The sequence below is a fragment of the Streptosporangium sp. NPDC004379 genome (assembly GCF_042873875.1).
Lineage (GTDB): Bacteria > Actinomycetota > Actinomycetes > Streptosporangiales > Streptosporangiaceae > Streptosporangium.
In genome coordinates this window covers 74,857-90,410 of sequence record NZ_JBIAMC010000005.1, presented here as the reverse complement: position 1 = coordinate 90,410, position 15,554 = coordinate 74,857, and the positions used below count along the sequence as shown (strand labels likewise).

General features: G+C 70.5%; 11 protein-coding genes. 2 read left to right on the top strand and 9 right to left on the bottom strand.

From position 1 onward, the window contains the following. Nucleotides 1–1,040 precede the first annotated feature (1,040 nt). The 7 genes from ACFYSC_RS12690 to ACFYSC_RS12660 all read right to left on the bottom strand — a co-directional run bounded on the left by ACFYSC_RS12690 (nucleotide 1,041) and on the right by ACFYSC_RS12660 (nucleotide 10,980). Nucleotides 1,041–2,579, bottom strand: coding sequence for an ROK family protein (locus ACFYSC_RS12690; RefSeq protein ID WP_389960463.1), 1,539 nt, complete (start codon nucleotides 2,577–2,579; stop codon nucleotides 1,041–1,043). A 35-nt stretch (nucleotides 2,580–2,614) separates the two neighbouring features. Continuing rightward, nucleotides 2,615–3,862, bottom strand: a complete 1,248-nt coding sequence (locus tag ACFYSC_RS12685; RefSeq protein ID WP_389960461.1) for a sugar ABC transporter permease — start codon at nucleotides 3,860–3,862, stop codon at nucleotides 2,615–2,617. Beyond that, entirely contained in the window at nucleotides 3,859–4,623 is a 765-nt protein-coding gene (locus tag ACFYSC_RS12680) for an ATP-binding cassette domain-containing protein (protein WP_389960459.1), read from the bottom strand. Before ACFYSC_RS12680 ends, ACFYSC_RS12685 begins: the two co-directional genes overlap by 4 nt. Before the next feature lie 188 nt (nucleotides 4,624–4,811). Continuing rightward, nucleotides 4,812–5,936, bottom strand: coding sequence for a sugar ABC transporter substrate-binding protein (locus ACFYSC_RS12675; RefSeq protein ID WP_389960457.1), 1,125 nt, complete (start codon nucleotides 5,934–5,936; stop codon nucleotides 4,812–4,814). Nucleotides 5,937–6,131: 195 nt separating this feature from the next. Continuing rightward, nucleotides 6,132–6,857: a sulfite exporter TauE/SafE family protein gene (locus ACFYSC_RS12670; RefSeq protein ID WP_389960455.1), complete on the bottom strand. Its 726-nt coding sequence runs from the start codon at nucleotides 6,855–6,857 to the stop codon at nucleotides 6,132–6,134. A gap of 258 nt (nucleotides 6,858–7,115) precedes the next feature. Beyond that, nucleotides 7,116–9,887 carry an aconitate hydratase AcnA gene (gene acnA, locus ACFYSC_RS12665; protein WP_389960453.1) on the bottom strand — a complete coding sequence of 924 codons (2,772 nt, stop codon included), beginning with the start codon at nucleotides 9,885–9,887 and terminating at the stop codon, nucleotides 7,116–7,118. Nucleotides 9,888–10,251: 364 nt separating this feature from the next. Further along, the gene (locus tag ACFYSC_RS12660; RefSeq protein ID WP_389960451.1) at nucleotides 10,252–10,980 is read right to left on the bottom strand and encodes a metal-dependent hydrolase; all 729 of its coding nucleotides are present in this window, start codon (nucleotides 10,978–10,980) and stop codon (nucleotides 10,252–10,254) included. 634 nt (nucleotides 10,981–11,614) lie between these two features. Here ACFYSC_RS12660 and ACFYSC_RS12655 point away from each other — a divergent pair. Both ACFYSC_RS12655 and ACFYSC_RS12650 read left to right on the top strand, forming a co-directional pair. Further along, nucleotides 11,615–12,406, top strand: a complete 792-nt coding sequence (locus ACFYSC_RS12655; protein ID WP_389960449.1) for a PadR family transcriptional regulator — start codon at nucleotides 11,615–11,617, stop codon at nucleotides 12,404–12,406. Nucleotides 12,407–12,413: 7 nt separating this feature from the next. Then, nucleotides 12,414–13,067, top strand: a complete 654-nt coding sequence (locus ACFYSC_RS12650; protein WP_389960444.1) for a DUF1707 domain-containing protein — start codon at nucleotides 12,414–12,416, stop codon at nucleotides 13,065–13,067. A gap of 186 nt (nucleotides 13,068–13,253) precedes the next feature. On the opposite strand, the gene mug is transcribed toward ACFYSC_RS12650, so the two are convergent. Beyond that, nucleotides 13,254–13,775, bottom strand: a complete 522-nt coding sequence (gene mug / locus ACFYSC_RS12645; RefSeq protein WP_389961125.1) for a G/U mismatch-specific DNA glycosylase — start codon at nucleotides 13,773–13,775, stop codon at nucleotides 13,254–13,256. 112 nt (nucleotides 13,776–13,887) lie between these two features. Then, a complete protein-coding gene (locus ACFYSC_RS12640; protein WP_389960442.1) occupies nucleotides 13,888–15,306 on the bottom strand; it encodes a sugar porter family MFS transporter in 1,419 nt (472 codons plus the stop codon). Nucleotides 15,307–15,554: the final 248 nt, after the last annotated feature.

The following is a 15,554-nucleotide window of genomic DNA, read 5'->3' as shown; positions in this document are numbered from 1 at the left end:
TGCGGAACCGTCCAACCGGAGTCGGTCCACCAGCGCCACGGAGAAGTGGTGCAGGGACCGATGTTCCACGCGTCTTTCCACTCACAGATCTTGTACTGGTACTCGTAAATCGGCCCGCCCAGTCCGCCGTTGTAGCCGTTGGCGTTCAGCTCCGGCGTGAGGGTGTCGACCTGGGATTCGTCGGCTGGATAGTAGGACGTGATCCACATGCTCATCAGTCCCACAGAAGCGCGGGCCTGAGGCAGGAGCACGCCTGCTCCCCGCCCGTCCGGTGACGACCTCGTCAACGCTTTCTTGGCCGGGCGGAAGTCTCTGACATCAATCGGCAGCGCGCCTTCAGATGACCTCAGCCCGCCATCTGGGGGCTTCGGGGAGTCCTCACTCTTTTCTGAGGAAAATCCAGGCTGGGTGGCTTTCGTATCGACCAGCTGGGGCACACCTTCGGCTGAACCAGCCAGTTGCTTCGGCGAGTCAGCGGTTGCCTGCATGGAGGCCATCGTTCGTACATCGGCCACCACCGGCAGTGCCTTCACATTCAGAAGACCTGGTGTCAACAATGTTGCGATAACTGCCGATCGCCATGCCCTACCACTTATGGAACGAGCCCATGGCAAACCACGGCGCATACGCCGTCACCCTCCGAACAGTCCGCGCGACAACGAAAGCCGTCGCGTTTCTCCATCCCGTGCGGTGACCACGCGGGCGCGGGCCGACGGTTCGGAGGACAGCAGTCAGCAAACGATCAGAAGGTACACATGGAACGATCCGCTCCACAAGATCTAAATAAGGAGTAAATAAGAAAAACAACGATTTCGAAATCAGGAAGGAAGGATTGTCACATACACAGTCACGCAGAGTGAGTATTCCGATGAACAGGGGGTCGGTAAGGCGTATTAAGGGATGACACTTTCAGCCCTGGGCGTCTCTGGACCACACGGCCGCCTCCGCCTGACGGCGACGGCGACGATGACAGCGCCATGCAGGCGCACGCGGTGCCGTACGGCGGACCCGTGCGAGCGGGCCTCGTGCCGGGAAGAGAGTCAGGAGCCCGCGCGGGACAGGACTTCCAGGGGGTCGGCGAGGACCTGGGCGAAGGCCAGTTCGGCGGCGCCCATCAGGGTCGCGTCGTCGCCGAGGGCGGCGGTGCGCAGGCGCAGGCCCTCGCGGGAGGCAGAGAGAGCGTCGACGGCGAGGCGGCTGCGGACCTGGGCGGCTGAGCCGAGGTAGACCTCGCGGAGCATGCCGCCGAAGATGACCATCTCGGGGTTGAAGATGTTGACGAGGTTGGCGACGCCCAAGCCGAGCCAGTCGCCGACCCGGCTGAGGGCCGCCTGGGCGACGACGTCACCTCGGTCGGCGGCGTCGACCACGGCCCGTACGGCGTCGCGGCCGATCAGATGCTCGTGGGGGTCGCCGGTCTCCGAGCCGGCCGTCTCGAATCCGCCGGGCTCCAGGCCCGACGTCTCGAACCTACCGGCTTCCAGGCCGGACGTCTCGAACCCGCCGCTCATCGGTCCCGGCGTACGAAGACCGCCGATCCCCGGTCCGGCGGCGACGGGGACGGCTCCCGGAGGCGTCCCCGTTTCTTCGCCCGCGCCGCGGAGGACGCCCGGCATCTGGTCCGCGCCCCACGGTCCGTCAGTGCCCCGCGGGCCGTCCGTACCCTGCGAAGCGCCCGTCCGCCGCGCGTTCTGTGACGAGCCCACTCCCCGGCCCGAGCCCTGCGGCATGCCGGGCATCCGGCCCGCCGCCTCCAGCAGCGTCCGCTCCCCCACCTCCGCCTCCAGGCAGCCCAGCGACCCGCACCCGCACAGGCGGCCCTTGGGATTGACGACCATGTGGCCGATCTCGCCGCCGAAGCCGCCGTGGCCGCCGAGGAGCTGGCCGTTGACGATGATGCCGCCGCCGACGCCGACGTCGCCGTGCATGTAGATGAGGTCGCGGCAGCCGATGCCGACGCCGCGGGAGTGTTCGGCGAGGGCGGCGAGGTTGGCGTCGTTGCCGACCTTGACCGGCATGCCGAACGCGAGCCGGCGGGTCATCTCCTCGGCGAACGGCACGTCCTTCGCCGGGCCCATGTTGGGCCCGAACCGCACGACGCCGTCGCCGCGGTCCACGCCGCCGGAGAAGGCGGCGGCGGCGCCGACGCACACGGTGTCGGGACGGGTCTTGCGGCGCATCTGCCGGGCGAACCCGGCGAGCGGGCCGACGATCTCCTCCAGGGAGAAGGGGCCGCGCCGCCGTACGGTCTCGCGGCGGTCGAGGATGGCGCCGCCCAGGCCGACGCGGGCGGCGACCAGCCGGTCGACGCCCACGTCGAAGGCGAACACGTAGACCCGCGCCGACTCGGGGCGCACCACCAGGGAGGGGCGGCCCGCCCGGCCGGTCTCCCTGGGCAGCTCCTCGCGGACCAGACCGGCGGCGGTCAGGTCGGCGGTGAGGGCCATGATGGTGCTGCGGTTGAGGCCCATCCGGCTGGTCAGCTCCGCGCGCGAGGTCGGGCCGCCGAGGTGGACGTGCCGGAGGAGGGCGCCGAGATTGTGGCGCCGGATCTCCTCCTGGGAGGGGCCAGCCCGCATCGCGTGGGTTTCCTTCGGGGGGTCGGGGTCGCTGATCACCTTAGACCAGTGGCGGCGGCCCTCTTGCGGGACAGGGCGTCGACCCCGGCGGCCAGCAGCAGGACCGCTCCGGTGACGACGTACTTGACGCCGGAGCTGTAGCCCATCAGGCCCATGCCGTTCTCGATGACGGCGACCACGGTGCCGCCGAGGATGGCGTCCAGCACGCGGCCCTTGCCGCCGAAGAGGCTGGTCCCGCCGATCACGGCCGCGCCGACCGCGTACAGCAGCACGTTGCTGCCGCCGGTGTTGGGGTCGACGGAGCTGGCGCGGGAGGCGGCGATGATGCCGCCGACGGCGGCCATGCCGGAGCAGATGACGAACGCGCTGATCTTCATCCGGTCGACGTTGATGCCGGCCCGGCGCGCGGCCTCGGCGTTGCCTCCGACGGCGTACAGGTGGCGGCCGTACGCGGTACGGCGCAGCACGAACGTTCCCAGCACCAGCAGGACCGCGATGATCGGCACGACGACCGGCACGCCGGTCAGCGACACGACCGCGGGGTTGCGGCTGCGCTCCAGGTTGAGGATGTAGACGGCGACGCCGCCGAGCACGGCGAGGGCGCCGACCCGGACGGCGATCAGCGCGATCGGGTCGGTCGTCAGGCCGCGGGAGGCCCGCTTGCGCGCCCGCAGGAGCTGGAGCGCGGCGTAGCCGGCGACGCCGAGGACCAGCAGCGCCCAGCCCAGCGCGGGCGGGAGGTACTTGTTGGCGATGGCGACGATCGTCTCGTCGCGGATGGAGATGTTGGTGCCGCCCTTGACCAGCAGCAGGACGAGTCCCTGGAAGCCGAGGAAGGCGGCGAGGGTGACGACGAAGGACGGGATGCCGAGTTTGGCGACGATCGTGCCGAGGACGGTGCCGATCACCACGCCGGTGAGGATGGCCGCGGCGACCGCGACGTACCAGGGCAGGCCCTGCTCGGTGAGGAGGATCGCGAGGATCGAGGCGCAGACGCCGCTGGCGAAGCCCGCCGACAGGTCGATCTCGCCGAGCAGCAGGACGAAGATGAGGCCCATCGCGATGACGGTGGTCGCGGCGCCCTGGGTGAGGAGGTTGGCGAAGTTGCCGGGGGTGAGGAAGACGGGCCGCAGGATCGAGAAGACCGTGCAGAGCACGACCAGGCCGAACACCGCGGGCAGCGCGCCCATGTCGCCGCCGCGCACCCGCTCGGCGTAGCCGCGGACGCTGCCGCTGATGGTGGGGGCCTCGGACGCGCGCGGCGAGGCGATCGTGTCGGTCATGCGCTGACTCCGTTGGTGAGGCCGAGGTCGCCGCTGCGGCCGGAGGTGATCAGTTCGACGACCTGCGCGTGGGTGACGTCGGACGTCTTGACCTGCGCGGCCATCCGGCCGAGGTAGAGGGCGGCGATCCGGTCGGACACGGCGAACACGTCGTTCATGTTGTGCGAGATGAGCACGACGGCCAGCCCCTGGTCGGCCAGGCGGCGGACCAGTTCGAGGACCTGCGCGGTCTGGGCGACGCCGAGCGCGGCGGTCGGCTCGTCGAGGATGACGACCTTGCTGTTCCAGAGCACGGCCTTGGCGATGGCCACGGTCTGGCGCTGACCGCCGGAGAGGCTGGAGACGTGCTGGCGGATGGACTTGACGGTCCTGACCGACAGGCTCTCCAGGGTCCTGGCGGCCATCTCCTCCATGGTGTCCTCGTCGAGGACGATGCCGCGTCGGTGCTCGCGGCCGAGGAACATGTTCTGGACGATGTCGAGGTTGTCGCAGAGCGCGAGGTCCTGGTAGACGATCTCGATGCCGAGTTCGGCGGCGTCGCGGGGGCTGTTGATCTGGACGGCCTTGCCGCCGAAGAGGTACTCGCCGGAGTCGACGGGGTGGATGCCGCCGATGCACTTGACGAGGGTGGACTTGCCGGCGCCGTTGTCGCCGACCAGCGCGGTGACCTCTCCGGCGTGTACGGAGAAGTCGACGTCGTGCAGGACCTGGACGGGGCCGAAGCTCTTGTCGATCCCGCGGATCTCCAGGACGGGGGTCATGAGGGTTTTCTCCCTGTGCTCGTTGCGCGCGGCCCGTTCGAGGCCCGGCCGTTCACCGCCGGCCCGTTCACGGCCCGGTCGGTCACCGCCGGGTCGGCGCCCGCCCGGCCGAGGGGTACGGCGGAGCCGCACCCGGACGGGGCGCGCCCGCCTCCCGTGAGGCGGGGCGGGCGCGCCCCGGCGCATCGTTACTGGATTCCGGCCTCGGTGCACTTGTCGGCGAACTCGCCGGTGCACAGCTCGTCCTTGGACACGTAGCCGTCGGCCACGACGTCCTTGACGTTGTCGAAGTAGATGGCCTGCGGGTCCAGCAGGACCGCCGGGACGTCCGCGTTGCTCTCGGTGTCCTTGACGCTGCCGGTCGCGGCCGGCTTCTCACCCTTGGCGAGCGCGATGGCGAGCTGGGAGGCGGCGTCGGCCTCCTTCTTGATGGCCTTGTAGACCGTCATGCACTGGTCGCCGGCGAGGATATTCTGCAGTCCCTGGACGGTGGCGTCCTGGCCGGTGACCGGGACCTTGCCGTTGAGCTTCTGCTTCTTCAGCACGGTGATCGCGGCGTTGCCGAGGCCGTCGTTGGCGGCGAGCACACCGGCGATCTTCGGCTGCTCGGTCAGCATCTGCTCGAAGATCGTGCCGGCCTGGGCGTTGTCCCAGTCGGGGACCGACTGGTCGGGGCCCTTCACGTACTCCTTGGAGTCGTACTTGGGCTTGAGCACGCCGTCGTAGCCGTTCTTGAAGAGCGTGGCGTTGTTGTCGGTGGGCGAGCCGTTGAGCTCGGCGATGATCGGCTTGTCGGCCTTCTTATCGGTGAGGCACTTGACCAGGCCCTCGCCCTGCAGCGTGCCGACCTTGGTGTTGTCGAAGCTGACGTAGTAGGCGGCGCCGCCGCCCAGGGTGAGGCGGTCGTAGTCGATGGTGGCCACGCCCTGGGACTTGGCCTTGTCGAGCACGGCCTTGCCGGTGCCGCTGTCGAGGTTGACGATCATCAGCACGGTCGCGCCGTTGGTGATCATCTGGTCGGCGATGGTCTGGAACTGGGTCTTGTCGCCCTGGGCGTTCTGGATGTCGTAGGCGATGCCCGCGGCCTTGAACGCCTCTTCCAGGTACTTGCGGTCGGCGGTCTCCCACCGGGCGGAGGACTTGCTGTCGGGCAGGATGACGCCGACCTTGCCGGCGGCCTTGGCCCCGGCGTCTCCGGAGGCGGAGGCGGCGCCCTCGGGGGCGGCGGTGGTGCCGCCGTCGTTTCCACAGGCGGCGAGGCCGAAGGTGAGGAGCGAGGCGGCGGCGGTCAGGCTGAGGATCCCCTTGCGCATCGTGCACGGGTCCTTTCGTCAAGGAGGGCGGGGGGTATGGGTAGAGGCGTGCCGGGTCAGCGGGTACGGCCGGCCGGGGTCGGCCCGCCTTCCCGTTGAATGTTGTTTGCCGCAACGTATGCCGCCGTTGGCCTCAGCACCAGACCTTTCGTCGGTAAAGTTTGTTGTCGCCGGTAACAATCCAGAAACGCGGACTTAACCCAGCGCGGCGGTGACGATCAACGAGAGCGCGGAAACGGCGGCCAGCGCGAGGATCGCCGTCCTGACCCGCCCGCCGTCCAGGAAACGCCGCAGCGGCCTGGACACCGCGAACCCCGCGACCAGGAAGGGGATCAGCAGCGCGCCGAAGGAGAGCGCCCGGACCGGCAGCCGGTCCACGAACGCGAGGACGGCCAGCGACTGGCAGGCACTGATCATGAAGAACATCGCGAGGGTGGCCCGGATCTGCGGGCCCTTGGCGTTCTGGTAGACCAGGGCCATCGGCGGGCCGCCGATCCCGGTCGCGGTGCCGGTGATCCCGGAGACGAAGCCCGCCCCGGTGACGGTGCCGCCCGTACGGCGCACCGCCACCGCCCGCCCGGTCAGGCCGACCGCGAGCAGCACCATCGCCCCGACGAGGACGCCAAGGACCCGCGTGGAGACGTGGAGGACGACCAGACCGCCCAGGAGGCTGCCGGGCACCCGGCCCAGGAGGGCGAATCCCAGTCCCCGCCAGTCCACCCTGCGCCACTCGGCGGCCAGCGTGAACAGCGGCAGCGTGGCGTTCACGACCTGGGCGGCCCCGGGCATGAGCGTGGGGTCGAGCAGGGCGATCAGCGGGGCGGCCACCAGGCCCAGCCCGAAGCCGATCGCCCCCTGCACGACCGCTCCGGCGAAGACCGCCAGGCCCGCGCAGACGATGATGAGAGTCTCATGGGTCACGAGGCGACCGTAGCCCCGGTCCTCTCGACGCCGAAAAGGGATTTCCCGCCGAACCGCCGAACCGCCGGGCTCCCGGAGCGCCGGACCGCTGGGCCACCGGACCGCCGGGGCGCCGGGGCGCTGGAAGCCCCTCCGGCAGAGGCCGATGGAGGCCCGGAAAACGCCGAACCGCCCGGCGGGAGGCGTCCCGCCGGGCGGCTCGGTACGAAGTGCCGCCCCGGCGCGGGGGCGGCGTCACCGCCCCCGCGCCCTCCCGGCTCAGCTCCTGGCGAGCAGGGAGCGCAGCACGTACTGCATGATGCCGCCGTGGCGGTAGTAGTCGGCCTCTCCGGGGGTGTCGATGCGCACGACCGCCTCGAACTCCCTGCCGTCGGCCCGGACCGTCACGGTCTGCGGGACGCCGCCCTCGTTGAGGGCCTCGACGCCGGTGATGTCGAAGGTCTCCTCGCCGGTCAGGCCGAGGGAGGCGGCCGTCTCGCCCTCGGGGAACTGCAGCGGCAGCACGCCCATGCCGATCAGGTTGGAGCGGTGGATGCGCTCGTAGGACTCAGCGATCACGGCGCGGACGCCGAGCAGCGCGGTGCCCTTGGCCGCCCAGTCACGCGAGGAGCCGGAACCGTACTCCTTGCCCGCCAGGACGACGAGCGGGACGCCCGCGGCCTGGTAGTTGACGGAGGCGTCGTAGATGAAGCTCTGCGGGCCGCCCTCAAGGGTGAAGTCGCGGGTGTAGCCGCCCTCCACGCCGTCGAGCAGCAGGTTCTTCAGCCGGATGTTGGCGAAGGTGCCGCGGATCATCACCTCGTGGTTGCCGCGGCGCGAGCCGTAGGAGTTGAAGTCCCTGACCTCGACGCCGTTCTCGCGCAGGTACTCGGCGGCGGGCGTTCCGACCTTGATGGCGCCGGCCGGGGAGATGTGGTCGGTGGTGACCGAGTCGCCCAGCTTGGCGAGGACCCGGGCGCCGGAGATGTCCGTCACCGGCTGCGGGTCGCGCGGCATGCCGTCGAAGTACGGGGCCTTGCGGACGTAGGTGGAGGCCGGGTCCCACTCGAAGGTGTCGCCGGTCGGGATCGGCAGCGACCGCCAGGTCTCGTCGCCCTTGAAGACGTCCGCGTAGTCGTGCAGGAACATCTCCTGGTCGATGGAGGACGCGACGACGGCCGAGACCTCCTCCGGCGACGGCCAGATGTCGGCGAGGAAGACCGGCTTCCCGTCGGTACCCGTACCCAGCGGCTCGGTGTTCAGGTCGATGTCCATGGTGCCGGCGAGGGCGTAGGCGACGACCAGCGGCGGCGAGGCCAGGTAGTTCATCTTGACGTCGGGGTTGATCCGGCCCTCGAAGTTGCGGTTGCCGGACAGCACCGCGGTGACCGCGAGGTCGTTCTCCTGGATGGCGGCGGAGATCTCCTCCTGCAGCGGGCCGGAGTTGCCGATGCAGGTGGTGCAGCCGTAGCCGACCAGGTTGAAACCGATCTTGTCGAGGTACGGCTGGAGGCCGGAGCGCTCGAAGTACCCCGTGACGACCTGCGAGCCCGGGGCGAGGGAGGTCTTGACCCACGGCTTGCGGGACAGGCCCTTCTCGACCGCGTTCCTGGCCAGCAGCGCCGCGCCCATCATGACGTAGGGGTTGGAGGTGTTGGTGCAGCTGGTGATGGCCGCGATGGTCACCACGCCGTGGTCGATCTCGAAGCCCGTGCCGTCGGACAGCGTGACCTGGACCGGCTTGCGCGGGCGGTCGCCGTTCAGCGCGGGGGCGTGCGGGGCGTCGCCGTCGCCGCCGTGCGAGATCGCCGGGGAGTCGGACGCGGGGAAGGACTCGGCGGAGGCCTCGTCCGTCGGGCCCTGGATGCTGGAGACGTAGTCCTTGACGGAGGCACGCCAGGCGCTCTTGGCCTCCGACAGCGCGATGCGGTCCTGCGGGCGCTTGGGGCCGGCGATGGACGGCACGACCGTGGACAGGTCGAGCTCGAGGTACTCGGAGAAGACCGGCTCCTCGGCGGAGGGGTCGAGCCACATGCCCTGGGCCTTGGCGTACGCCTCGACGAGGGCGACCTGCTCCTCGGAACGGCCGGTGAGGCGGAGGTAGTTGATCGTCTCGCCGTCGATCGGGAAGATCGCGCAGGTGGAGCCGAACTCGGGGCTCATGTTGCCGATGGTGGCGCGGTTGGCCAGCGGCACGCTGGAGACGCCCTCGCCGTAGAACTCGACGAACTTGCCGACGACGCCGTGCTTGCGCAGCGTCTCGGTGATGGTGAGCACCAGGTCGGTGGCGGTGGCGCCGGCCGGGAGCTTACCGGTCAGCTTGAAGCCGACCACGCGCGGGATCAGCATGGAGATCGGCTGGCCGAGCATCGCGGCCTCGGCCTCGATGCCGCCGACGCCCCAGCCGAGGACGCCGATGCCGTTCTCCATGGTGGTGTGGGAGTCGGTGCCGACGCAGGTGTCCGGATAAGCCTTACCATCGCGGACCATGACCACGCGGGCGAGATGCTCGATGTTGACCTGGTGCACGATGCCGGTGCCCGGCGGGACGACCTTGAACTCGTCGAAGGCGGTCTGGCCCCAGCGCAGGAACTGGTAGCGCTCGCGGTTGCGCTCGTACTCGCGCTCGACGTTGCGCCGGAAGGAGTCCGGGCCGCCGAAGAAGTCGACGATGACGGAGTGGTCGATGACCATCTCGGCCGGGGCGAGCGGGTTGATCCGCGCCGGGTCGCCGCCGAGGTCGCGGACGGCCTCGCGCATGGTGGCGAGGTCCACGACGCAGGGGACGCCGGTGAAGTCCTGCATGATCACGCGAGCCGGGGTGAACTGGATCTCCACGCTCGGCGCGGCCTTGGGGTCCCACTGACCCAGGGCGCGGATGTGGTCGGCCGTGATGTTCGCGCCGTCCTCGGTGCGGAGAAGGTTCTCCAGCAGGATCTTCAGGCTGTACGGGAGGCGTCCCGACCCCTCGACGGCGTTCAGCCGGTAGATCTCGTATTCCGCGTCTCCGACGCGGAGCGTGTCACGGCTGCCGAAGCTGTTCGTGGACACGGTTCGCCTCCCTCAATCACCCTGTTGGTCTCGAAGCGCCACCTGGGGGGCGCACCTGAAATCCTGCCGCACCTGCGGAGTGCCCAGGCCTGTTAGGTATGCCTAACCCTGGGACACCTGCGGACCGCGGCGGATGTCTCGATATCAAGATATCGTGTCGGATATCTTGATATCAAGTTATTGGGCTCATGGCGGTTGTACTCATTGCGGCTGGGCTCATGGCGACACTGCGTGTCGCGGCTCGGGGGCTCTTGAGCCGGCGCCTTCCCTCGTCGCTCCGTCGCTGCGCTCCTCCGCTCCTCAGTCCAGACACCGGCGCCCCCTCGCGGGTCCCTGGCACCGATACGGCCGTAAGGCTCGGGGGTCAGAATTGGACGAAGCGGAGGTAGATGAGGCCCACGATGGCGATGGAGAGCACCGGGGCGAGGAGTTTCTGCTCGAAGGCCCGGCCGGTCTTGATGCCGATCTTCCATGGCAGCACCCACCGCCCGGGTACCGGCCACAGCACCGGACAGCCCTTCTCCGTGCAGCAGTCCCCGACGACATGGATGAGGCAGCCGATCCCGACCGCCAGCCCGAGCCAGGCGTAGCCCACGTTGTAGCTGCGGAACACGACGAACAGCCCGGCCGCCAGACCGATGTCGACCATCGCGGTGGCCATCTTGTTGCCCGGGACGCCGATGCCGATCGCCCGGATCGCCAGGCCGATGAGCAGCGCGACCAGGATGTCCCGGCCGATGGGGTAGGTGTTGGCCAGGTAGTGGGCGCCGAACCCGGCGGCGGCCGCGAACACGAGCGAGTGGGTGGCGTGGCGGTGGCCGCCGCTCACCCATGCCACGGCCTTGCTCAGCAGCCAGGTGACCGGGCCGAACGTCTGGGCGATCGTCGCGCTGGGGTGGTCCAGATCGGGCAGCATCGCGGCCCCGGCGCAGATTATGGTCCCGGCGATGAACTCCGACGGGTTGAGCGCGTTCACCATGACACCGGTCTCCACGAACCGGGAGGAGTCGGTGAGCAGCGGCAGCGCGGCCAGCGTCGGCGCCACCCCCAGCCAGGCGACCGCCCCGGTGAGCGCGTGCGTGTGCCCCATCATCGGTCCAACACCCCTGTCAAGATCACTAGAGGGAGAGTACGGCAAAGCCTCTCAAAAGGAGCGGACAGTGCCATCTTCCGCCCGTGGCGTGTCGCCTGGGCGTGATCAGTGTCTTACCTGCGGGGCACCGGATGCGGCGGGACGGGGCGCCGGGAGCGGTGAGAAAGGGCCCTGGAAGGGCGAAGGGCCCGCCGGGAAACCCGGCGGGCCCTGCACCTTGCCCCTGGAACTAACAGACGGGACCGTTCCGTACCGAAAGCACCCCCCAGCCCTTCCGGCACGGAACGAATCCCGTCTATGTCCTTTGTAACGCCCAGGTCTCAGTGGTTGTTCCGAAATTCGCTGAGAATTGGGTGATCTACCTCACTTTTTTGCCCGGTGACCTCGATCCGGGCCTCGAAGCCCTCTCCGGCTGCCCGGAACCCCTTCTCCGGTCATGCACGAATCCCTCCTGCCGCCGCCGCGTCTCCCGGCCCCGCCTCGCTCCCCCACTCGCGGCGGAGCGGATCCGGCGGGGCGGCCGGCCGAGCCCCATCGTCGGTTCTCGCCGCTTCCAGGGGTTGTCGATCGAATAGTCTCGATATATCTTTGAAGCATCGAGAACATTCTGAAGACGATCGGTACGGAGGTGCACATGAGTTCCGCACACGCCATGGGCGGCCCCTGGGAGGGCGCCGACCCGCGACGGATCCGGCGCGAGATGAAGCGCGCGGCCAGGGAGGCCATGCGGGCGATGGCCGCCGGCTGGCACCAGGACGCGTCCCACCACGGCGGCCCCGGCCCACACGGGCCGCACGGGCACGGCCCCCGCGAGGGCGGGCCGCACGAGCACCGCCACCGCGGGCACCGCGGGCCCTTCCCCGGCGGTCCCTTCCCCTGGGACTTCGGCAGGCGCGGCCCCTTCGGAGGCGGGCCCTTCGGCGGCGGCCCGTTCGGCGGTGGCCGGGGCCAGTTCGGCCGGGGGCGCAAGGCCAAGCGCGGCGACGTCCGCGCGGCGATCCTGTCCCTGCTGTCGGAGGAGCCGCGCAACGGCTACCAGATCATCCAGGAGATCGCACAGCGCAGCCAGGGAGGCTGGAAGCCCAGCCCCGGCGCGGTCTACCCGGCGCTGCAGCAGCTCGCCGACGAGGGCCTGGTCCTGTCGGAGGAGAGCGACGGCCGCAAGTCCTTCCGGCTCACCGACACCGGCCGGGCCTACGTCGCCGAGCACGCCGACGAGCTACGCGCTCCCTGGGAGGAGATGACCCCCGAGGTCGACGACGACACCTGGGAGCTGATGGACATCGTCCGGCAGGCGGGGTTCGCCATGGTCCAGATCATGCAGACCGGCAGCGACGCCCAGATCCGCCAGGCCAGGCAGACGCTCGTCGAGACGCGGCGCAAGCTGTACCAGATCCTCGCGGACGGCGACCAGGAGGAGGAGTGATCGGGCGATGACGTCCCACGACGATCTCCGTATCGGAGACGCCGAGCGCGACGCGGCGGTGTCGGCCCTGCGTGAGCACTACGCGCGGGGCCGGCTGACCCTGGAGGAGTTCGGCGAGCGCGTCGACCTCGTCCTGGCCGCGCGCACCGGCCGCGAGCTGTCCCGGGCCGGCGCCGACCTGCCCGGCGGGTACGGCGGGCCCGGCGCGGGCCCCGTGGACCCCATGAGCCCCGCAGCCGGGCACGCCGGGCACGGGGACCCCGGCGGGATCCGCCCGCCGCGTCCCACCGCCTGGCGCCGCCACGGCCGGCCGCCGGCGTTCGTGTTCCTTCCCGTGTTGCTGGTGGCCGGGTTCGCGGCCGCCGGGTTCGGGATGCTCCGGATCCTGCTCACCATCTGGCTGGTGATGGCGGTGGCGGGGATGCTGCACCGGAGGCGGGGGCGGGCCTGGGAGCGGCGGCGGTGGCACCACCGCCAGGCGGCCCACCCGATGATGTGGGGACCGCACGCCGGGGACGGCGGCGCGTGGGGCCCGCACCGGGGCGGCCCGTGGAACCCGCACGCGGACGGCGCGTGGCCTCCGGGGCCCTGGAAGCACCACGCGTGGGGTCCGCACGCCGGGCACCGGGGACGGCGGCCGGGTCGCCGGCGGCCCTTCTGACACCCGCACGACCGGCGGCGCGTACGGCGGGCGCCCCGTGGGGCACGTGGGCCCCCGCGGGGCACGGGACCTCGGGCCCGGGGGCGTCACGGAGGACACGGTCCCCACGAGACGCGAGACGCCAGGTGCGGGGCGTCAGGTGCGGGGCGTCAGCAGGTGCCCGGCGTCGCGGAGGACGCCGGGCCCTCACGCGCGCAGCGTCTCCCGCAGCCTGCGCAGCTCCCCCACGATCCGGTCCAGGGGCCAGTGGGCGTTCAGCCCGCTGGGGTTGGGCAGCACCCACACGGCCGTGCCGCCGATCGCGGCGGCCTGCGGCCCGACGGCGGCCTTGGGGTCGCCGAACGCGGTGCGGTAGGCGGTCACCCCGGCCACCGCCAGCACGCGGGGCCGGATGTCGGTGACCAGCCGTACCAGCCGCTCGCCGCCCGCCCGGAACTCCTCCGGGGTCAGCTCCGCGGCCTGGGCGGTGGCCCGCGCCACGACGTTGGTGATGCCCAGGCCGTACGAGGGCAGCTCCGCCTGCTCGCTCGGGTCGAGCAGGCGGGGGGTGAACCCCGACAGGTGCAGCGCGGGCCAGAAGCGGTTGCCCGGCCGGGCGAAGTGACGCCCGGTGGCGGCGGAGTACAGGCCCGGGTTGATGCCGCAGAACAGCACGTCCAGCGACGGGCCGAGCACGTCGTCGACCGTACGGTCCCTGGCCGCCTCCAGCTCGGCCCGGGTCGGCGGCGATGTCCTGCGCGGCGTCCTCGGCGGCGCGGCCCCCCGCGGGGGCTGGGGACGCGCCGCCGGAGTGGGTTCTCCGGGGGTCACGGCCATGAACCTAACCCATCTCCTCAAGCCTGCGCCCCTTGGTCTCCCGCACCTTGAACAGCACGAAGGCGAAGGACAGGGCCGCGAAGCAGGCGTAGATGACGTAGGTGGCCGACAGGTTCCACTCCGCCAGGGAGGGGAACGAGACGGTGATCAGCCAGTTGGCCAGCCACTGGGCGGTGGCCGCCACCGACAGGGCGACGGCCCTGAGCCGGTTGGGGAACATCTCGCCGAGCAGCACCCAGACCACGACGCCCCACGACAGCGCGAAGAACAGCACGAAGACGTGCGCCGCGATCAGCGCGACGGTGCCCTGCGTCGCCGGCAGCGTGACGTTCTCCCCGGACGGCACACCGGCGCTGAACGCCCACGCGGCGGTGCCCAGCGCGAGCGTCATGCCCACGGATCCGACCAGCAGCAGCGGCTTGCGGCCGATCCGGTCGACCAGCGCGATGGCGATGAACGTGCCGATGATGTTGATGATCGAGGTGGAGAAGCTGATCAGCAGCGAGTTGCTCTGGTTGATGCCGACCGACTGCCACAGCGACGACGAGTAGTAGAAGATGACGTTGATGCCGACCAGTTGCTGGAAGGCCGACAGCAGGATGCCGATCCAGACGATCGGCAGCAGTCCCAGCGCGGGGCCCCGCAGGTCGCGCAGCCGGGTCCGCTGCTCGGTGTGCAGCGACTTCTTGATCTCCGCGATCCTGTCGTCCAGGTCGACGTCGTCGCTCTCCACCTCGGCGAGGACCTTGCGGGCGCGCTGCGTCTTGCCGGCTCCGATGAGATACCGCGGCGACTCGGGGATGATCGACGCGAAGATCAGGTAGAGCAGGGCGGGGACCACGCAGACGCCGAGCATCCACTGCCACGCCTGCAGCCCGAACAGGGTGTTGTTGACGTCGCCCCCGGCGAACTGCGCGATCCCGTAGTTGACGAGCTGGGAGACGGCGATGCCGAGCACGATCGCCAGCTGCTGGAAGGAGCCCAGGCGGCCCCGGTAGGCGGCCGGGGCGACCTCGGCGATGTAGGCCGGGCCGATCACCGACGCCATGCCGATCCCGACGCCGGCGAGGACCCGCCACAGCGCCAGGTCCCACGCGGCGAACGGCAGGGCCTGGCCGATGGAGCTCACCGCGAACAGGATCGCGGCCACCTGCATGGTCCTGGTGCGCCCCCACCGGTCGGCCATCCCCCCGGCGATCCACGCACCGACCGCCGACCCCAGGAGGGCGATCGCGACGACGATCCCGGTCTCGGCCGCGCCGATGCCGAAGTGTTTCTGGATGCCGGTGACCGCTCCGTTGATGACGGCGCTGTCGTACCCGAAGAGGAATCCGCCGATCGCCGCCGCGGCGGTGATGAAGACGACGTGCCCGAGGTTCTCGTTGGATGTACCCGATGACCCTGATGAGGTAGTACCGACCATGACGGTCCTTTCCCCCGAAAAAGACATATATCCGCAGATCAGCGTGGAGACATCGATCCGCTCTTGTCACGGGGGGTGGCACGGCACCGCGAAGGGTGATTCGGGCGTCCGGCGCCGCGAAGGGCGATGCCCCGGCGCGGTCCGGCGGAACGCCGCCCGTCCGCACGCGGCGAGGCGGCGCCCGGCGAATCCGATGGCACCGGCCGGACCGGCCGGACCGGCGGAACCCGCACGACCCGGCGGGCTCC